The 18,885-nt window shown below is 67.5% G+C and carries 18 protein-coding genes and 1 pseudogene; 9 read left to right on the plus strand and 10 right to left on the minus strand.

Translation table 11 applies throughout. The annotated features are described in order from the left end of the window. Positions 1 to 44 precede the first annotated feature (44 nt). The gene (locus NED98_RS11525; protein ID WP_265313092.1) at positions 45 to 1,346 is read left to right on the plus strand and encodes an alpha/beta hydrolase family protein; all 1,302 of its coding nucleotides are present in this window, start codon (positions 45 to 47) and stop codon (positions 1,344 to 1,346) included. Between the two features lie 75 nt (positions 1,347 to 1,421). On the opposite strand, the gene NED98_RS11530 is transcribed toward NED98_RS11525, so the two are convergent. The 4 genes from NED98_RS11530 to NED98_RS11545 all read right to left on the minus strand — a co-directional run bounded on the left by NED98_RS11530 (position 1,422) and on the right by NED98_RS11545 (position 3,592). Next, on the minus strand, positions 1,422 to 2,186 hold the full coding sequence (locus NED98_RS11530) for a crotonase/enoyl-CoA hydratase family protein (protein WP_265313093.1): 765 nt from the start codon (positions 2,184 to 2,186) through the stop codon (positions 1,422 to 1,424). A gap of 69 nt (positions 2,187 to 2,255) precedes the next feature. Continuing rightward, entirely contained in the window at positions 2,256 to 2,879 is a 624-nt protein-coding gene (locus NED98_RS11535) for a class I SAM-dependent methyltransferase (RefSeq protein ID WP_265313094.1), read from the minus strand. Between the two features lie 69 nt (positions 2,880 to 2,948). Further along, a complete protein-coding gene (locus NED98_RS11540) occupies positions 2,949 to 3,347 on the minus strand; it encodes a type II toxin-antitoxin system VapC family toxin (RefSeq protein WP_265313095.1) in 399 nt (132 codons plus the stop codon). Beyond that, positions 3,344 to 3,592 carry an AbrB/MazE/SpoVT family DNA-binding domain-containing protein gene (locus NED98_RS11545; protein WP_179511155.1) on the minus strand — a complete coding sequence of 83 codons (249 nt, stop codon included), beginning with the start codon at positions 3,590 to 3,592 and terminating at the stop codon, positions 3,344 to 3,346. The genes NED98_RS11540 and NED98_RS11545 overlap by 4 nt, the downstream gene beginning before the upstream one ends. Before the next feature lie 111 nt (positions 3,593 to 3,703). Here NED98_RS11545 and trhO point away from each other — a divergent pair, with 111 nt between their 5' ends. After that, entirely contained in the window at positions 3,704 to 4,648 is a 945-nt protein-coding gene (gene trhO, locus NED98_RS11550; RefSeq protein ID WP_265313096.1) for an oxygen-dependent tRNA uridine(34) hydroxylase TrhO, read from the plus strand. A gap of 7 nt (positions 4,649 to 4,655) precedes the next feature. Here the strand turns inward: trhO and NED98_RS11555 are convergent, their stop codons facing one another. The 3 genes from NED98_RS11555 to NED98_RS11565 form a co-directional block, all read right to left on the minus strand. Further along, entirely contained in the window at positions 4,656 to 5,315 is a 660-nt protein-coding gene (locus NED98_RS11555) for a cell wall hydrolase (RefSeq protein ID WP_349293257.1), read from the minus strand. A 206-nt stretch (positions 5,316 to 5,521) separates the two neighbouring features. Further along, positions 5,522 to 6,964, minus strand: coding sequence for a L,D-transpeptidase family protein (locus NED98_RS11560; protein ID WP_265313097.1), 1,443 nt, complete (start codon positions 6,962 to 6,964; stop codon positions 5,522 to 5,524). 79 nt (positions 6,965 to 7,043) lie between these two features. Then, positions 7,044 to 7,217, minus strand: a complete 174-nt coding sequence (locus tag NED98_RS11565) for a hypothetical protein (RefSeq protein WP_179511152.1) — start codon at positions 7,215 to 7,217, stop codon at positions 7,044 to 7,046. 148 nt (positions 7,218 to 7,365) lie between these two features. Here NED98_RS11565 and NED98_RS11570 point away from each other — a divergent pair, with 148 nt between their 5' ends. Further along, complete coding sequence (locus NED98_RS11570) at positions 7,366 to 7,680, plus strand: DUF6894 family protein (protein WP_265268668.1); 315 nt, start codon at positions 7,366 to 7,368, stop codon at positions 7,678 to 7,680. A gap of 96 nt (positions 7,681 to 7,776) precedes the next feature. Then, positions 7,777 to 8,511: a Crp/Fnr family transcriptional regulator gene (locus tag NED98_RS11575; protein WP_265268667.1), complete on the plus strand. Its 735-nt coding sequence runs from the start codon at positions 7,777 to 7,779 to the stop codon at positions 8,509 to 8,511. A gap of 4 nt (positions 8,512 to 8,515) precedes the next feature. On the opposite strand, the gene NED98_RS11580 is transcribed toward NED98_RS11575, so the two are convergent. Then, positions 8,516 to 9,124 (minus strand): NADPH-dependent FMN reductase, encoded by a 609-nt coding sequence (locus tag NED98_RS11580; protein ID WP_179511149.1) that lies wholly within the window; start codon positions 9,122 to 9,124, stop codon positions 8,516 to 8,518. Positions 9,125 to 9,244: 120 nt separating this feature from the next. Between NED98_RS11580 and NED98_RS11585 the strand changes: the two genes are divergently transcribed. The 5 genes from NED98_RS11585 to NED98_RS11605 are packed head-to-tail and all read left to right on the plus strand — an operon-like array spanning position 9,245 to position 16,605. Next, positions 9,245 to 9,574 carry a hypothetical protein gene (locus tag NED98_RS11585; RefSeq protein ID WP_265313098.1) on the plus strand — a complete coding sequence of 110 codons (330 nt, stop codon included), beginning with the start codon at positions 9,245 to 9,247 and terminating at the stop codon, positions 9,572 to 9,574. Positions 9,575 to 9,633: 59 nt separating this feature from the next. Further along, the gene (locus NED98_RS11590; RefSeq protein ID WP_265313099.1) at positions 9,634 to 10,893 is read left to right on the plus strand and encodes a TolC family protein; all 1,260 of its coding nucleotides are present in this window, start codon (positions 9,634 to 9,636) and stop codon (positions 10,891 to 10,893) included. Beyond that, a complete protein-coding gene (locus tag NED98_RS11595) occupies positions 10,890 to 12,143 on the plus strand; it encodes an efflux RND transporter periplasmic adaptor subunit (RefSeq protein WP_265313100.1) in 1,254 nt (417 codons plus the stop codon). Before NED98_RS11590 ends, NED98_RS11595 begins: the two co-directional genes overlap by 4 nt. Before the next feature lie 3 nt (positions 12,144 to 12,146). Continuing rightward, the gene (locus tag NED98_RS11600) at positions 12,147 to 15,326 is read left to right on the plus strand and encodes an efflux RND transporter permease subunit (RefSeq protein ID WP_265313101.1); all 3,180 of its coding nucleotides are present in this window, start codon (positions 12,147 to 12,149) and stop codon (positions 15,324 to 15,326) included. Positions 15,327 to 15,375: 49 nt separating this feature from the next. Then, positions 15,376 to 16,605 (plus strand): acetyl-CoA C-acetyltransferase, encoded by a 1,230-nt coding sequence (locus NED98_RS11605; protein WP_265313102.1) that lies wholly within the window; start codon positions 15,376 to 15,378, stop codon positions 16,603 to 16,605. Positions 16,606 to 16,676: 71 nt separating this feature from the next. Here NED98_RS11605 and NED98_RS11610 read toward each other — a convergent pair. Next, positions 16,677 to 17,192 (minus strand): annotated as a pseudogene (locus tag NED98_RS11610) (GAF domain-containing protein); the annotation flags it as partial. 117 nt (positions 17,193 to 17,309) lie between these two features. Beyond that, positions 17,310 to 18,719 carry a M20/M25/M40 family metallo-hydrolase gene (locus tag NED98_RS11615; RefSeq protein WP_265313103.1) on the minus strand — a complete coding sequence of 470 codons (1,410 nt, stop codon included), beginning with the start codon at positions 18,717 to 18,719 and terminating at the stop codon, positions 17,310 to 17,312. Positions 18,720 to 18,885 lie beyond the last annotated feature (166 nt).

Here is an 18,885-nt window from a genome sequence, read left to right on the forward strand (position 1 = left end):
GGCCCGCGCGGCGCCGTCTATGGCGGGCGCGGAAGGGACCGAGCGTGCTGAATTTATCCGATAACAAAAAGAAGATGCTGGCGATCGTCGCGGCGGCGCTCGCCGGCGTGGCGCTGCCGGGCGTCGCATCTGCCGCCTGCACCCCGGGCGCTTACGGCACCGGGCCGGACGACTTCGTCGTCCTCGGCACCCCGGCGACCGCGCCGGCGACCGGGCAGCGCTATCTGTTCCGCAGCGGGCTGCGCGGCAGCACCGGCGATGCGGGCGCGCCGGTTACCTGCGCTGACGACATCGCGGTCTATCGCGCGCCCGACGGACAGGTGAAGCGCTGGCCGCGGCTCGCGACGCGCGAGACCAAGACCAGCTTCGACAGCGATGCGACCCGGCTGACCGGCGAGCTGATCGAGCCCGCCGGGCCGGCCGATCCCAAACGCCCTTTGGTCGTGCTGGTCCACGGGTCGGAACGGACGATGGCCGCCGCCGCGATCTACGGGCATATGCTCGCCGCGCAGGGGATTTCGGTCTTCGCCTATAACAAGCGCGGCACGGGCACCTCCGAGGGCGAATATACCCAGAATTTCGAGCTGCTTGCCGACGACGCCGCGGCCGCGCTGCGCGAGGCGCGACGCATGGCGGCGGGGCGTTTCGGCCGCGCGGGCTATTTCGGGGGGAGCCAGGGCGGCTGGGTCGCGCCGCTCGCCGCGACGCGCTCGCCGGCCGATTTCGTCGCGGTCGGTTTCGGGCTCGTCGTCTCGCCGATCGAGGAAGATCGCGAGCAATTGCTCGATGAGGCGCGTGAGAAGCATCTCGATGCCGTGGCGATCGCGCAGGTCGAACGGCTTTCGCGCGCCACCGCGCAACTCGTGCGCAGCCATTTCGCGACTGGGTACGAAGCGCTTGCGCAGGTCCGGCGCGAGATCGGCAATGCGCCCTGGGCGAAGACGATCGCGGGCGAATATAGCGGCGACATGCTGCGGATGACCGACGCCGATCTGCGCCGCATCGGGCGGGCGCGCTTCGACAATCTCGAACTGATCTGGGATTACGACGCCGAAGCCGCATTGCGGAAGCTCAAGGTGCCGCTGCTCTGGGTGCTCGCCGGCGAGGATCGCGAGGCGCCGATCGCCGCGACGCAGGCGATCCTGTCGAAGCTCCACGCCGCGGGCCAGCCGATCGACGCTTATCTTTTCCCGGACACCGACCATGGCATCGTCGAATTCCGCACCAATGCCGACGGCAGCCGCACCGCGACACGGATCACCGACGGCTATCTGAAGCTGCTCGCCGACTGGATCAAAGGCGATGTCCGCGGCAGCTACGGCCGCGTGGAGAAGCTTTATCGGTAACCGGAAGCATCGCGCGCGAAAAAATATGAACCGTTCGGTTATTTCGAGTATGATGCCTTCACCCTCCGATCGCCCCTACCCGTCGAACCGCCCCGCGCGGCCGGCGCCGCCGGCGAAGCGCGACGCGCCGGCCAGCCCCTCGGCGTTGAGCGGCCCTTCGCCGCGCACCGCCTCGGCGCGCAACGCCTCGACCAGATCGCTGTCCCATTGCTTGTACGACGACATGCGATCGGCGCGCATGCACATCTGCGGGAAGGAGGCGATCATCTCGGCAAGCCGCAGCGCCTCGTCGAGCGCCCCGCCCTCGGGCGCCGCGCGGTTGGCGAGCCCGATCGCCAGCGCTTCCTCGGCGGCGACGGGTCGCCCGGTCAGGATCATGTCGAGCGCCCGTCCCTGCCCCACGATCCGCGGCAGCCGGACGGTCCCGCCGTCGATCAGCGGGACGCCCCAGCGGCGACAGAATACCCCGAACACCGCATTGGCCGCGGCGACGCGCAGATCGCACCACAGGGCCAGTTCAAGCCCGCCCGCGACAGCATAACCCTCCACCGCGGCGATCACCGGCTTGCACAACAGCATCCGCGTCGGCCCCATCGGGCCGGGGCCGTGCGCCTCGTACGGCGGCGGAGAGGTGCTGACGCTGTGGAGGTCATAGCCGGCGCAGAAGGTGCCGCCCGCCCCAGTCAGTATCGCGACGCGCGCGTCGTGATCGGCATCGAATGCCGCAAAGGCACTGCGCAGCAGATCGGCGGTCTCGGTATCGACCGCATTGCGCCGCTCGGCGCGGTTGATCGTCACGATCGTCGTCTGGCCGCGATGTTCGACGAGAACCTTGCTCATCCGACCTTCCTCTCCTGCGCTGCCTCGAATTTATCCCGAACGACGATCGGCCGAAAGCCCGCCCCTTGCTCAGGCCGGCCGCGCGGTGCCCCATTCGTTCCAGCCGGCGAACCGGGGCGTTCCGGGGAGGTACATCGTATCGAGCCGTTCAATCGCGAAACCCTGCGCGGCGATCGCCGACGCCACCGGGCGCGACAGATGGCAGCCGCCCGCGATCCGTTTCCACACCGGATCGATCCGGCGCTGCCAGCGCGCGACCGTCGCATCGGGCGCCAGGCCGTGTTCGCAGAACAGCAAGGTCCCACCCGGCTTGAGCACGCGACGCGCCTCGCACAGGGTCGCCGCGACATCGCCGACGGTACACAAAGTATAAGTGCAGACGATGCAATCGAACCGACCGGCATCGAACGGCAGCGCCTCGCCAACGCCGTCCTGCAGATCGAGCCTGAGACCCGGGGCGCGGGGCGCGACCGCCGCCGCCGCGCGCAATTCGGCGGACGGCTCGATCGCGGTCACGCCGGTCACCGCCGCGGGATCGTAAAATGCGAGGTTATGCCCGGCGCCGATACCAAGCTCGAGCACATCGCCGGCGGCCTTGGGAACGATCTTGGCGCGCTGCTTCATGATCGGCTTGGTGCCGCAGGCGCAGCCGATGAACCGTGGCAGGATGTGCTTCTGGTAAAAGCCGGCCATATCCCCTCCCCCTTTGTCGCCCGATAAAGTGTCGGCAACGCGCGGGGCGGTCAATGCGGATGCGGCGCGTCAGCCGGGCAATTGCGCGGCTTCCCCTTGCCGTTCGAGCAAGTCGATCGCCTGGCGATCGAACGAGACGAAGGTTTCACCGCCCAGCCATTTTCCCGAATAGGCGATAACGCCGTCAGCGAAATCGCCCCCTGCCTCGAGCATCGTGAGCCCCGCCTCGACCGCCTGCCGCTCGATCGCGACATTGTCGACTTCGAGCAGCAGCCGGATCGCGGCCGCGATCTCGCCATGCCCGAATTTATACGCGCGGCTGAGAACCCAGCATGTTTCGCACAGCGCCGGCAGGGTGACGGCGATCAACGCCGCGTCGATCACCAGTTTCCGCGCAATCGGGCCTTGCACCGCGTCATCCTGGGTCACCGCTCTCACCAGAATGTTGGTGTCCACGGTGATCTTCATTCGCCGGCCCAGCCTCGCGCAATGACTTCGTTCATCTCCTCAATGCTGATCGGCCGTTGGCCCTCGCGCTTCAGGAACCCGCAGAAATCGGCGATCTTTCCCTTCGGCTCACGCGCGGTCAGCTTGATGCCGCCGTTGGGCAGCTTGTCGATTTCCAGCCTGGTGCCGGGATGCGCGCCGAGATGCCGCAGGATATCCTTGCGCAGCGTGATCTGTCCTTTCGAGGTGACCGTCAGCGTCGGCATGGCTTGCATTCCCTTCCCGGTCTGGAAAGTAAGGCAAAACCTCCTAGAATTCAACCGCAGCGGGGCCGGAGGTGGCACAATCGCGCTGTGCGCTCTAAGAGCGCCGCCGTCATGCTACCCGAAGCTCCTTTGCCGATCTGCGTCGCCGCGCTCTATCGCTTCACCGCGTTCGAGGATTGCGCCGCGATCCGGGCGCCGCTCGAGGCGCTGTGCCGTGCGCAGGGCGTCAAGGGTACGCTGCTGCTCGCACGCGAGGGGATCAACGGGACGATCGCGGGGAGCGACGCCGGGATCGCGGCGGTGCTGGCGCATATCCGCGCGCTGCCGGGCTGCGCGGCGCTGGAGCCGAAGCTGTCGCGCGCGGCGACGATGCCGTTCCATCGCATGAAGGTCCGCATCAAGCGCGAGATCGTGACGATGGGCGAACCCGATATCGATCCGCTCGCCGATGTGGGCCATTATGTCGCACCCGAGGCGTGGAATACGCTGATCGCGGCGCCCGATACGATCGTGATCGATACGCGCAACGATTATGAGGTGGCGGTCGGCACTTTTCGCGGCGCGATCGATCCGCAGACGCCGACCTTCCGCGATTTCCCCGCCTGGTTCCGCGCGCAGCGCGACACCTTGCTGGGAAGCGGCGTCGCGCCGAAGGTCGCGATGTTCTGCACCGGCGGAATCCGGTGCGAGAAAGCCACCGCCTTCCTCAAGGCGGAGGGGGTCGACGAGGTCTACCACCTCGAGGGCGGCATTCTCAACTATCTCGAAACCGTGCCGGCCGAGGAAAGCCTGTGGGAAGGCGAATGCTTCGTCTTCGACGAGCGGGTGACGGTGGTGCACGGGCTGGCGAAGGGCAGCCACGATCTGTGCCGCGCGTGCCGCCGGCCGATCGGCGCGGCGGATCGCGCGTCGCCGCTCTATGTCGAGGGGGTCAGTTGTCCCGCCTGTCATGCCGAGCGCAGCGACGACCAGCGCGCGGGTTATGCCGAGCGGATGCGCCAGACGCGCTTCGCCGAGGCACGCGGCGAGCCGCATGTCGGCGCGACGCATCGCTGACCGGGGCTCACCCGCGCGGACGGTAGAAGATGTGGCTTTTGACCTTGGCGATCTTGTCGAGCGAGCCAATCCAGTAAGGCACGATCCAGTCGGTGTGGTAATGCGTCGCGGTGCCGACGGGGCGGAAGACATAGCCCGATAACGCGCGCTGCGCGGCGTGGCGGGCGGCGGCCCAGCCGGCATGTTCGGGGCGGCGCGCCCGCGACCCGTCGCAGCTGAACGAAAACTGGCAGCCGGTGGTGCGCGTCGCGCCCTGATAGACCACCCCGCACACCGTCTTGGGGAAGCCCGCGCGGCGGACGCGGTTGAGCACGACCTGGATCACCGCGCGCTGGCCGCGCTCGTCGCTCCCCGCCTCGTAGAGCGCCGCGGTGGCAAGGCATTGCGTCGCCTGCTCGCGCGAGGCGGTGTTGCCGCGGAAGTAGAACGGCCGCGCCGGCCTGGGCTTGAGATCGGCGAACGGGATCGCGGCATTGGCCGCGCGCGCCTGCTCCATCGTCAGCTTCGGCTGCTTGGCCTTTTCCTTTTTGGCTTCGTGCCGCTCATGCGCGGCGACCCAGATCAGGAAAAGCCCGACCGCGAACGCGCCGAGAAACAGAAACGGAGAAAGCGGCGTGGCCGGCCGCGGGCGGCGACGCCTTTGTCTCCTGTGCCTCCGCGGTGCCATCGCGCGCCGATATCGCGGGCGGCGCGATTAGAACAGCCTGCGCGGATTGGCGCTCCGCAAATTTGAGGGGCGTGGCATCACCGCAACCGTAGCCCGGCCTCGGGCCGGGGTCCATCGTGCCTCAGATCCCGCGGCCGGAGCCTTTACCCTCCGCCTGCCTCCCGATGGACCCCGGCTCAAGGCCGGGCTGACGGAAGGGTTACGCCTCACGGCGCGATATCGGTGTAGCTGTTCATCACCCGCCGGCCGCCGCCGACATCGAAGCCCAGCGCCTTCGCCACGCGATCGTTCCAGCCATAGGGATCGCTGCGCGTCACCGGCTCGCCCTGCGCGTCGAACAATACGGTCTGGTAGAGCAGCCGGACCGGGATCGCGTGCGGCAGCTTGACGAAGCTTTCCTTGTCGGTGGCACTCGCCTCCTGCCATTGATCGAGCACGCCTTCGTCGCCCGCCAGCATCTCGGCAAAGCCCAGCGCATCGTCGACCCGCACACAGCCGTGGCTGCGCTGGCGCTCGATCGCGTCGAACAGCTGCTTGGCCGGCGTATCGTGCAGATAGATGGCATGCGGGTTTTGCATGTCGAACTTGACCAGCCCGAGCGAATTGTCCGGCCCCGATTGCTGGACGATGCGGCCGTTCTTCCACACCATATTGTGCCGGCGCAGATAGCCTGCGCCCTTGCCCGCGATCTCCTTGCGCTCGATCGAGCGCGGGATCGTCCAGGTCGGGTTGGCGACGAGGCTGACGATCGGAGAGCCCAGTTGCGGGGTCGCGGTATCGGGCTTGCCCACCACCACCTTGCGCGTATCGGCGATCTCGCCGTCGCGCCAATAGGTCAGCCGCGCCGCGGCGATATTGACGTCGATCCGGGTCGCCGGGGGATCGCGCTGGAGCCAGCGCATCCGTTCCATATTGACCGCGATCGCGCGGGCACGGTCGGCGCCGGAGAGGTTGAGGATCTGGAGCGTATCGCCGCCGATCACGCCGTCGGGGCGGATGCCGTAATCGGCCTGCATCTGCTGCACCGCGCGGGCCATCGCCGCGGTATAACGGCGGCCGTGCGTTCCCGCATCGAGATAACCGAAGGCGACGAGCTGCGCGGCGATCGCCGGAACGCGCGGATCGCTCATCCCCGGCTTCAACAATGTATCCGTCGGGGAGATCGCAGCCGCCCCGCCACCGCCTTGTTTGATGAGCGCAAGATAGGCTGCGGAAAGCTTGCGATAATTATCGTCCTGCGGCGCCAGGCTCTCGATCCATGCGCCGACATTGCCGGCCTTGAGCGCGTCGGCGAGCCCCTTGCGCAGATCGGGCTGCGGCCGCGGCAGCGAATAGATGGCGAACAGCTTCGACGGATCGGTCGCGCCCCGCGCCAGCGCCCCTGCATAGGTAAGCGCCAGCTCGGTCAGCTTCGCATCGTCGAGCGGTGCGCCGGGATCGGCGGCGCTGCCGAATTTCATACGATCGAGGCCATGCGTCGCGCGATGGGCGATCGCTGCGCGAAGCTGGCCGGCATTCGCCTCGCTCCACTGCGGCTGATCAGGCACGGTCACATTGGCGGGCTGCGCCGCATTCTGCTCCGCCGAGCCGCAGGTGGAGAGCATCAACGACATCGCTACCAGCGACGAACCTATCAGGCCAATACGCACCCATATCTCCTTCCCGTTCGGGAGATAAACGCGACGCGTTCGATAATGGTCCGTGCGGTAGGCCCCCCCTCCGTGCCGCTCAGGTCGTACGATGATGAATTGGTTTCGGTTCAAAGCCTTGCGCGCGCCGTTCATATTCGTCGGCGAGTTCCAGATGCGCGCGCCGAGCGGCCGCATCAGTCGAGGCTTCGGCTATTTCCCGTTCCCGCTTCGCCCGTTTGGCAAAATAGGCGAGATCCTGCTGATCGAACATGTCCGCTCCTGTTATTTAAAGCGGATATCTGATTCCATAGGACAGCGAATGCGGCATTAACCTGAGTGAAGCGGGCGATCACGACTGGCTCGACAAATTAGCCGTGGCGCAAACTGCCGCACACTATATAATGTTGCGGACCGGAATATTGAGATCGGCCGTCTTCCGGACGGAAAACCGTATGCCGACATATTATTTCAATATCCATGACGGCGGCGCCGCTCCGGATCCGGAAGCGCATGAGCTTCCTGATCTCGATGCGGCGAAGCGCGTCGCCATCAGGTTGTCGGGCGATCTTATCCGCGAAATGGGCGAGAATTTCTGGCGCGGCGAAGAATGGCGGATGGAGGTGACCGACGAGAGCGGCGCCGTCCTTTTCGGGCTTCGCTTCAGCGCCACGCCGCCGTCCGCGGCGCAACCTTCGCAGCTAATCGCAGAGCCGCGGAATGTGCTTGGCGAGTAGGCGATAACCGTTCCGTCCGAATCACCTATGTTAGTGACATCGGTGAATATGGCACGTTAGGCGTTGAATGATGGCGATCGCATTTGAGGAAGCCGGATGCAGCCACCATTTCATCGTCTCGAAGAATTCGTCGGCCTCACGCCTTCCGACATCAATCTCGTCCGCGGCTGGGCAGCGAACCCCCGCCGGGTCGCGCGTCACCAGCCGATCCGCCGCGAGGGCGATCCGGTCAACGGCGTATTCTTCCTTCTCGCCGGTTGGGCGGCCTCGTCGGTGATCCTGCGCGACGGGCAGCGGCAGGTGATCAAAGTCCATCTGCCGGGCGACATGCTCGGCTTTCCGAGCCTCGTCCTGTCGAGCGCGGGCGAGACATTGGAGGCGATCACCGATGTCTCGCTGTGCCCGATCCCCAATGCCGCGATCGGGCGGCTGATCGAGCACAATCCCCGGCTGACCGCCGCGCTGCTGCTCAACACGCAGAAAGAGCGCGTCGCATTGATGCAGGCGCTGACCTGGATCGGCAGCGCCTCCGCGCTTGCGCGGATGGCCGCCTTCCTGCTCGACCTCCACGACCGGCTCGACAGCGCCGGTCTGGTGATCGACGGCACCTTCGATTTCCCGCTGACGCAACAATTCATCGGTGATCTTCTTGGCCTCACCGCGGTTCATGTGAATCGTACGCTGAAGCGGCTCGACGCGACCGGCTATGTCGATCGCAAGAAGGGTCAGATAACGATCCTGGATTTCGAGGGGCTGCGCAGCGTCAGCCCCAACCTGCCGCCCGAGCCGGCCGGTCGCGCCGCCTGGTCGCGGATCGGCGGGAAAGCCTGATCCTTTATTTGGCGGCGCTATGCGCGGCATCTTCGGCGATCATCTTGCGCGACCGGATGATCAGCTCGACCCACTCGCTGAACGCGGCCGCGAACCCCACTACGAACTGCCGGAGCGGCCCTTCCTGCAAACAGCCGTCTGCATCGAATTTGTCGGGGGTGACCCCGCCCAGATAGGCTTCGGGCTGCTGCATCATCGGCATGTTGAGGAAGACGCAGACTTGGCGGAGCTGGTGATTGGCGCCGAACCCACCGATCGCGCCGGGCGAGGCGCTGACGATCGCGGCGGGTTTCTTGTCCCACACGCTCGCCCCATAGGGTCGCGACCCGACATCGATCGCATTCTTGAGCACCCCGGGGATCCCGCGATTATATTCCGGGGTGCAGAACAGTACGCCGTCGACCGCCCTGATCGCGTCGCGGAAGCGCGCATATTCGGGCGGCCCCGGCGCCTCGGCATCATAGTCCTGATTGTAGAGCGGCAGGTCGCCGATCTCGACGATCCTGCTGTCGAGCCGGTCCGCGGCGAAGGTCGCGATCGAGCGTGCGATCTTGCGATTGATGCTGTCCTTCCTGAGGCTGCCGACGACGATCGCGATCTTGTGGTGGGACATGGCCTGTCGATCCCCTGCATGAACTGGCTGGTCGTGCCGCTTGCTAAGCGCTTGCGGCGAAGGCGGGTTCCGTGCGCGTCGCGCTGGCCGCCGCCGCGAAGCGATGATAGAAGGCGCGCGATGCGCAAGCTGCTGCCCCTTCTCGCCTGCCTGATGCTGGTGTTCACCAGCTGGTCGGTGATGGCGCGCGCCGCCGAGGCGGCCGGGGGCACCACCAGTGGCATCGCCTTCACGTTGCATATCCCCGGCGACGGCGACGAAGTGCCAGCGGATAGCGACAACGGCCTGCCGCATCATCACGGCCTGTGCCACGGGCATGATCTCGGGACACCCGAGACAGGCCAGCCCCAGCCCTGCGCCACCCGCGACGCGAAGCTGCTGAACGGGGAACCGGCGCGCGCGCTCGTCGCGACCGGCCAACGCGTCCCCGCGAGACCGCCGAGAGCCTGACCCCGTCCCGCCCGCCGGCCGCAGCGCCGGCGCGAGACCATCTGTCAGGATCATCGAACATGAAGAAGATGCTCGCGGCGATGCTCGCCGCGGCGTCCTGCGCCACGATGGCGCAGGCGCAAACCGAGCCACCGGCACGCCCGGTGCTCACGCTGGAGGCGGCGCTGTCCGTCGCCGGTGCCGCCGCACCCGCCACCGAGGCGGCAACGGCGGGAATCGCGGCGGCACGCGCCAGCCGCACCGCGGCGGGCCTGCGGCCCAATCCCGTCGCGCAGGGCCAGATCGAGAATGTGGTCGGATCGGGCCCCTATCGCGGGCTGCGCAGCGCGGAGACGACGATCGGCGTCGCCTTTCCGATCGAATTGGGCGGCAAGCGCGGCGCGCGCGTCGGGGTGGCCAATGCGCAGCTCTCCCGCGCCGAACTGCGGGCGGCGGTCGCCGCGGCGGACGTGCGGCTTCAGGTTACCCGGCTCTATGTCGAGGCGATCGCCGCCCAGCGTCGGCTGATCACCGCGCGCGATCAGGCGCGGATCGCGGGCGACGCTCTGCGTGCAGCGAGCGTCCGCGTCCGCGCCGGGCGCGCCTCCCCGCTGGAGGAACAGCGGGCGGATGTCGCGCGCATCAACGCCGCGGCCAATGTCGAGCGCGCCGATCGGCTGGCCGTCGCCGCGCGCGCCAACCTTGCCCAGCGCATCGGCCGCCCGATCGACGACGCGCTCGACGATGCCTTGCTCGATCGAGTGCCGGCAGCAAGCTACGGACCCGAGGCGGCACCGTCCGCCGCAGGTACGCTCGCGCTGGCGGCGGCGGATGCCGATCTTGCGATCGCCGACGCCGGGGTGCGGCTGGCGCGTGCCAATCGCGTGCCCGATCTCAACATCGGACCGGCGCTGCGGCGGCTCGAAGCGACCAACGACACCGCGGCGGTGCTGAGCATCTCGATCCCGATCCCGCTGTTCAACAATGGGCGCGCGTCGGTGGCGCAGGCCAGCGCCGAGCGGTCGAAGGCCGATGCCCAGCGTCGCGTCACTGCGCTCGATATCGAGCAGGCGATCACCGATGCGCGCGCCGAGGTCGCCAATGCCGCGATCGCGGCGCGCACCGCATCGGGGCCCGCCCTGTCGGCCGCGCAGGAAGCCGCGCGGATCGCGCGGATCGGCTATCGCGAGGGCAAGTTCGGCCAGCTCGACCTGCTCGATGCCGAACGCACGCTCGCCGACACCCGCGTCGCCGCGATCGATGCGCTCGCCGCCTACCACAATGCGCGCGCGCGGCTGGAGCGGCTCACCGCCCCCGCGCCCCAGGGGGATCAACCATGAAGCATTTCATCCGAAACAGCGCCACGTCTGAGCGGACGCAGCTCTCCTCCGTTCGGGCTGAACCTGTCGAAGCCCTGCACTTTTCTTCCACGGAGGAAGGACAGCCCTTCGACAAGCTCAGGGCGAACGGGTTTGGGTTTATCCTTCTGAGCGTCGCGCTCGCACTCGCCGGATGTGGTAGCGCGTCCGAGGCCCCCAAGGCGGAGGGCAACGAGACCGCCCACGCCAATGAGAATGCGATCACCCTGACCGCCGATCAGATCGCGGCGGCGGGAATCCAGCTCGCCCGCCCGACCACCGGCGGCGCGGGGACGATCGATCTGCCCGCGACGATCGAAGGCGACCCCGAAGGCACGCAAGTGGTGTCGGCGGCGATCGGCGGCCGCGTCGTCGCGCTCGGCCGCAACCTCGGCCAATCGGTCGCGCGCGGCGAGACGCTGGCGGTGATCGAGAGCCGCGAGGCCGCGCAGCTCAAGGGCGAGGTCGAGGCCACGCGCGCGCGGCTCGCGCTTGCCGATTCCAACCTCGCGCGCGAGCAGCGGCTGTTCGCCGAGCGCGTCTCGCCCGAGCAGGATCTGATCGCCGCGCGCACCGCCGCGGCCGAGGCGCGCATCGCCTATCGTCAGGCGCAGCAACAGGTGTCGGCCGCCGGCGGCGGGGGCGGCGGACTCAACCGGCTCGGCATCGTCGCACCGATCTCGGGCCAGATCATCGCGCGCGCGGTGACTCTAGGCCAGACGGTCGCCGCCGATGCCGAGCTGTACCGGGTGGCGAACCTCGCGCGGGTGTCGTTGTCGCTCAACCTCCAGCCCGCCGATGCCGGGAGGGTGCGGCCCGGCGCGGTCGTCACCGTCTCGGCGCCGGGGCGACAAGCGGCGGCGCGGGTCAAATTCGTCTCGCCCGCGCTCGATGTGCAGACCCGGCTCGTCCCCGTCATCGCCACGCTCGACAACACCGCCGGGCAGTGGCGCGTCGGGGAACCGGTCACCACCTCGGTCCAGCTCGCCGGCAACGCCGGCGGCGATGCGATCCGCGTGCCGACCACCGCGATCCAGACGATCGCGGGGCGCAGCGTCGTCTTCGTCCGCACGCCGCAGGGCTTCCGGGTCACCCCGGTGACGCTCGGCGACGCCGCGGGCGACGCGGTGATCGTCCGCTCCGGCCTCACCGGCCGCGAGCAGATCGCCACCACCGGCAGTTTCACGCTCAAGGCCGAGATCGGCAAGAGCGAAGCCACGCATGAGGATTGAGCCATGATCGCCCGTATCGTCTCCTGGGCGGTCGAAAAGCGCTGGCTCGTCCTGCTTTTCACCGCCCTCGCCGCCGTCATCGGCGCCTATTCGCTTTCCCGGCTGCCGATCGATGCGGTGCCGGACATCACCAACAATCAGGTCCAGATCAATGTCCGCGCCCCCGCGCTCTCGCCCGAACTGGTCGAGAAACAGGTGTCGTTCCCGATCGAGACCGCGCTCGCCGGTATCCCCGGGCTCGAATATACCCGCTCGCTGAGCCGCAACGGCTTCGCGCAGATCACCGCGGTCTTTGCGGATTCGACCGATATCTATTTCGCCCGCCAGCAGGTCGGCGAGCGGCTGCAGGGCGTGAAGGAAAACCTCCCCGCCGGGGTGAACCCCGAAATGGGGCCGATCGCGACCGGGCTTGGCGAAGTCTATATGTGGACCGTCCGGCTCCAGCATCGCGAGGACGACAACCACCGCCCCGGCGAGCCCGGTCAGCAACCCGACGGCAGCTATATCACCCCCGAGGGCCAGAGACTGGTGAGCGAGGAGGACAAGGCGACCTATCTGCGCACCGCGCAGGACTGGATCGTCACCCCGTTGCTCAAGAATGTGCCGGGGGTCGCCGGGATCGATTCGATCGGCGGCTATGCCAAGCAATATCTGGTCGTTCCCGATGTCCAGAAGCTCGCGTCGCTCGGATTGACCTTGACCGATCTCGGCATCGCGCTCGAACGCGGCAACACCAGCGTCGGCGGCGGGTTCATCAACCGCAACGGCGAGGGTCTTGCGGTCCGCTCCGATGCGCTGATCCGCAACGAGGCCGAGCTGGCGCGGACGGTGATCGCGACGCGCGAGGGGGTGCCGATCACGCTCGATCAGGTCGCCTCGGTGCGCACCGGACAGGCGATCCGCATGGGCTCCGCCTCCGAGAACGGCACCGAGGTGGTGGTCGGCACCGCGGTGATGCGGATCGGCGAGAACAGCCGCACGGTGGCGAGCGCGGTCGCCGAGCGGCTGCGCGCGATCAACGCCTCGCTGCCTCCCGATGTGGTGGTCCAGCCGGTGCTCGATCGCACCGCGCTGGTCAATGCGACGATCAAGACGGTGGCGAAGAACCTCAGCGAGGGCGCATTGCTCGTCATCGTCGTGCTGTTCCTGCTGCTCGGCAATTTCCGCGCGGCGCTGATCGCGGCCTTGGTCATCCCGATCACGATGATGCTCACCGGCTTCGGCATGTTGCGCGCGGGTGTCTCGGCCAATCTGATGAGCCTCGGCGCGCTCGATTTCGGGCTGATCGTCGATGGCGCGGTGATCATCGTCGAGAATGCGCTGCGCCGGCTCGCCGCGCAGCAGCATCGCGGGGGACGGCTGCTCGAACGCCGCGAACGGCTGGCGACGGTCGCCGCGGCGGCGCGCGAGATGATCCGGCCCTCGGTCTATGGGCAGGCGATCATTATCCTCGTCTATGTCCCGCTGCTGACGCTGAGCGGGGTCGAGGGGAAGACCTTCGTGCCGATGGCGCTGACCGTGATCATCGCGCTGGCCTTCGCCTTCATCCTTTCGCTCACCTTCGTCCCCGCGCTGATCGCGATCTGGCTGTCGAAGAAGATCGAGGAGGAGGACGGGCGGATCATCGCGTGGCTCAAGCGCCGCTACGAACCGGGGCTCGACCGCGCTATGCGGCGCCCCTCGCTGACGATCGGCGCGGCGGTCGCCAGCCTCGCGCTGGCAGGGGCGGCCTTCGCCGCGCTCGGTCAGGTGTTCCTGCCGCAGCTCGACGAGGGCGATCTGCTGATCCAGGCGCTGCGCATCCCCGCCACCTCGGTCCAGCAAAGCCAGGCGATGCAGGTGCCGATCGAGCGGATGATGTCGCGCCAGCCTGAGGTGAAGTTCGTCTTCTCCAAGACCGGCACCGCCGAGCTCGCCTCGGACCCGATGCCGCCCAACGCGACCGATATGTTCGTGATCCTCAAGCCGCGCAGCGAATGGCCCGATCCCCGGCTCGCCAAGGCGGATCTGGTCGCGCGACTGGAAGGCAAACTCGCGAAGTTTCCGGGCAATGCCTATGAAATCACCCAGCCGATCCAGATGCGCTTCAACGAGCTGATCGCCGGGGTGCGCGGCGACGTCGCGGTCAAGGTCTATGGCGACGATTTCGCCGCGATGACGCGGACGGCGGAGCAGATCGCCGGCATCCTGCGCAAGACGGCGGGCGCCGCCGACGTCAAGGTCGAGCAGACCAGCGGGCTGCCGATGCTCGACATCCGCGTCGATCGCGATGCGATGGCGCGGGTCGGGGTCACCGCGCAGGACGTGCAGGACGTGATCACCGCGACTGTGGGCGGCCGCACCGCGGGGATGATCTTCGAAGGCGACCGGCGTTTCCCGGTGGTGATCCGCCTGTCCGACGCGCAGCGCGCCGATCTCGGGCTGCTCGCGCGCGTGCAGGTGCCGGTCGCCGGCGGCGCGTTCGTCCCGCTGGCGAGCGTCGCGACGATCCGCATCATCGACGGCCCCAATCAGATCAGCCGCGAGAACGGCAAGCGCCGCGTCGTCGTCCAGGCCAATGTGCGCGGACGCGACGTCGGGAGCGTCGTTGCCGATGCGCAGCGGACGATCGGCGCGCAGGTGCGCCTGCCCGCAGGGAACTATCTCGAATGGGGCGGCCAGTTCGAGAATCTGCAATCGGCGAGCGCGCGGCTCAAGCTCGTCATCCCGGCGTGCTTCGTGCTGATCCTGCTGTTGCTCTACGGCGCGCTCGGCAATGTGCGCGATGCCGCGATCGTCTTCACCGGGGTGCCGTTCGCGCTGGTCGGCGGAGTATTGCTGCTGTTCGTGCGCGGGATGGACTTCTCGATCTCGGCGGCAGTGGGGTTCATCGCGCTATCGGGGATCGCGGTGCTCAACGGGCTCGTCATGGTCAACTCGATCCAGGATCTCATCCGATCGGGGATGGACCGTGTCGCGGCCGCGCGCGCCGGGGCGATGCAGCGATTGCGCCCGGTGGTGATGACCGCGCTGGTCGCCAGCCTCGGCTTCGTGCCGATGGCGCTCGGCGCGGGCGCCGGCGCCGAGGTCCAGAAGCCGCTCGCCACCGTCGTGATCGGCGGGCTGATCTCGGCGACATTGCTGACATTGTTCGTCCTGCCGACGCTCTATGCCCGCTTCGGGCAGCGGGGTGGCGGGACGTAATCGCCCAAGCTATGGCCGGCGCGACGAGGATAATCGGAGAGACATCGCCATGACCCTGAGACGCGCCGCAATCGTTGCGCCGATCCGCACCGCCGTGGGCCGATTCGGGGGAAGCCTCGCCAGCCTCGATGCCGGGCGGCTCGGCGCGGTGGTGCTCAAGGCCCTGATCGAGCGGACGAAGATCGATCCGGCGCGGGTCGATGATGTCGTCTTCAGCCAGGGTTACGGCAATGGCGAGGCGCCCGCGATCGGCCATTGGGCGTGGCTCGCCGCCGGGCTGCCGATCGAGGTGCCGGGCTATCAGCTCGATCGGCGTTGCGGCTCGGGGTTGCAGGCGGTGATCAATGCGGCGCTGATGGTCCAGACCGGGATGAGCGACGTGGTGGTCGCGGGCGGCGTCGAAAGCATGTCGAACGTCGAATATTATACCGTCGAGGGCCGGCGCGGGAACCGGGCGGGCGGGATGATGCTCCACGACCGGCTGACCCGCGGGCGCGTGATGTCGCAGCCGGTCGAACGTTTCGGGGTGATCACCGGGATGATCGAGACCGCGGAGAATCTCGCGCGCGACTACGATATCACCCGCGAACAGGCCGACGCTTATGCCGTTCGCTCGCACCAGCGCGCCGCGGCGGCGTGGCAGAAGGGATTGTTCGACGACGAACTCGTCCCGGTGCCGGTGCCGCAGCGCAAGGGCGATCCCGTGATCTTCGCGCATGACGAAGGCTATCGCGCCGACGCCAGCATGGAGACGCTGGGCGCGCTAAGGCCGATCGAGGGCAAGACGATCCCCGGCGCGATCGTCACCGCGGGCAATGCCAGCCAGCAGAATGACGCCGCCGCCGCCTGTCTCGTCGTCGCGGAGGAAAAGCTCGACGAACTCGGGCTCGAGCCGATCGCCTGGTTCCACAGCGCCGCTGCCGCCGGTTGCGATCCGGCGCGGATGGGGATCGGGCCGGTGCCGGCGGTCGAGCGGCTGTTCGCGCGCAACGGGCTCGGCTGGGGCGATATCGATCTCGTTGAACTCAACGAGGCGTTCGCGCCGCAGGTGCTCGCGGTGCTCAAGGGCTGGGGCTGGTCGGACGAGGACGGTCGCCGCGACATCCTCAACGTCAACGGCTCGGGGATCTCGCTCGGCCACCCGATCGGCGCGACCGGCGGGCGCATCCTCGCCAACCTCACCCGCGAGCTGCAGCGGCGCGGCGGGCGCTACGGGCTCGAAACGATGTGCATCGGCGGCGGCCAGGGGATCGCCGCGATCTTCGAGCGCGCGGGGTGATCGTGTCTGGGCTCCCGCCTTCGCGGGAGCACAAGAAAGCCGGATGGACCCTAATATCCCGCGCGGCGCGACAGGCGTTCGTTTTCCAACGCCACCGAGGCCGCGCGCGCCAGCGCCTCGAGCAAGGTGATCTCATTGTCGGTCGGCTGGCCGAGCTCGGACCAATAAGCGCCGACCGCGGCGATCGGATCGATCTGGCCGATCGGCACCATCAGCATCGAGCGGACGAAGGTGTTGCGATACGCTTCGATCGGCACGCGCTCGTCATCGAAGATATCGCCGATCACCGCCGTCTCGTGATGCTCCATCGCCCAGCCCGAGACGCAGGTGCCGATCGGGAAGCGCTGGCCCGTCCATAAGGGTTCCATCGCATCCTCGGCGATATAATGGCATTGATCTTCCTCGCGCAGCACCACCGTGATGCCGTCCGCGCCCACCGCGCGACGTGCGAAGGCGCGCAGCACGCTCACCACCGCTTCCAATGAACGGGCACCGGCCAAGGCCTCGATCGCCTCGGCGGCGATGCTCCACCGCGCCGCCAGCGCCTTTTGTTCGGAATCGCGTTCGCTCGCCAATTTCCTATCCATTGACAGCCTCCGCACAAGACCCCGCATCGGCATTGTATCATCTGAAAGATAATTCGATCAACGCCTTAGAAGTCGAAGCACGGAGGCCGTCGCAATTCAGCGCGCGACCGCCACGGCTCAACTGCCGCCGGCATATTCCTTGACCAGATCGAACAGGAAATCGCGCCCCTTATAGACCGCATCGACTCGCGCATGTTCGTTGAGACCATGCGCGCCGCTATCCGCATCACCATATAGGCCCGGCGGGCCGTAGGACGGAATCCCGATCGTTTCCAGATAGATACCGTCTGTCCCCCCGGTCGACATGACCGGCACCAGCGGGACGCCCGGATAATATTTGGCGACCAGTTTCTCGGCCGGCGCGACGATCTTCGGATCGAGCTTGGGGGGCACCGCCGCGGGGCGGATCGGCGGCACCAGCGTTACCTTCATCCGCGGGTCGCCGATCGCCTTTTCGAGATCGGCGCGGATCGCCTCGACATCGTTGCCGGGGAAGATACGGCAATTGATGTTGGCGCCGGCACGCTGCGGCAGCGCGTTATTGGCATGCCCGCCGTCAAGCAGGGTCGCGACGCAGGTGGTGCGCAGCATCGAATGATAGGAGCGATCCTTGTTGAGCACCGCCACCGCCGCTTCGTCCTGCGGATTCTTGGAGACCGCGATCATCGCCGCGCCGACCTCGTCCTTCCGCGCCGCGCCCGAGCGCGCAAAATAGGCGCGGGTCGTGTCGTTGAGCTGGGTCGGGAATTCATAGGCGCGGATCTTCACCAGCGCATCGGCCAGTTCGTAGATCGCATTGTCGGGGATCGGGATCGAGCTGTGCCCGCCGGGGTTGGTCGCCTCGATCCGGTAATTCTGGACGATCTTCTCGCCGACGTGGAGCGTCATCACGGTCGGCTTGCCGTCCGGCCCCGCGCGGCCACCGCCGCCCTCGTTGAGCGCGAATTCGGCGGCGATCAGATCGGGCTTGTTCTTCGACAGCCATTCGGCCCCGTCGAACGCCCCGGTCGTTTCCTCGCCGCAGGTCAGCGCGAGCTTGACGGTGCGCTTGGGCTTATAGCCGCTCGCCTTGAAGCGCAGCAAGGTATCGATCCAGATCGCGTCCATCGCCTTCATGTCGGCGGTGCCGCGGCCGTAGAAATAGCCCTTTTCCTCGATCATCTTGTAGGGATCGCGCGTCCAGTCCTCGCGCTTCGCGGTGACGACGTCGATATGACCGAGCAGCAGCATCGGCTTCACCGCCTGCGACGTGCCGGGATAGACGATGACCACCCCGCCCTCCTTGGGCGCCTCGGGGACCGAGAAATAGGTGATCTGGCTGTCGCTGAACCCCGCCGCCTTGAACCGCGCGCCGATCTTCGCCGCGAGCGCGGTGCAGCTGCCGGTGGTGATGCTGGTGTCGGTTTCGACAAGCTCCTGATAGATTGCGCGGAACGCCTGCTGATCGGGGCGCAGCGCGGGCGTCTCCGCCAGCGCACTCTGCGCCAGGAACAGCGCGCTTGTCGTCATCATCACCAACGATTTCATGCAAATCCTCCCATTGATGAGGCATCTATGCAGTTTCCTCGCCGCTCCGCAATAAGTCAGGGTCCAGACCCATAAGCGGCAATGGCCTCGATCGCCCGGAGGAGCCCGCCGGCAAGGAGCGCAGCGCAGTCGCGTAGCTGAAGCTACGCGCAAGCAAGCGACGCCG

Origin of the sequence: Sphingomonas lycopersici, assembly GCF_026130605.1 — a bacterium.
GTDB lineage: Bacteria > Pseudomonadota > Alphaproteobacteria > Sphingomonadales > Sphingomonadaceae > Sphingomonas > Sphingomonas lycopersici.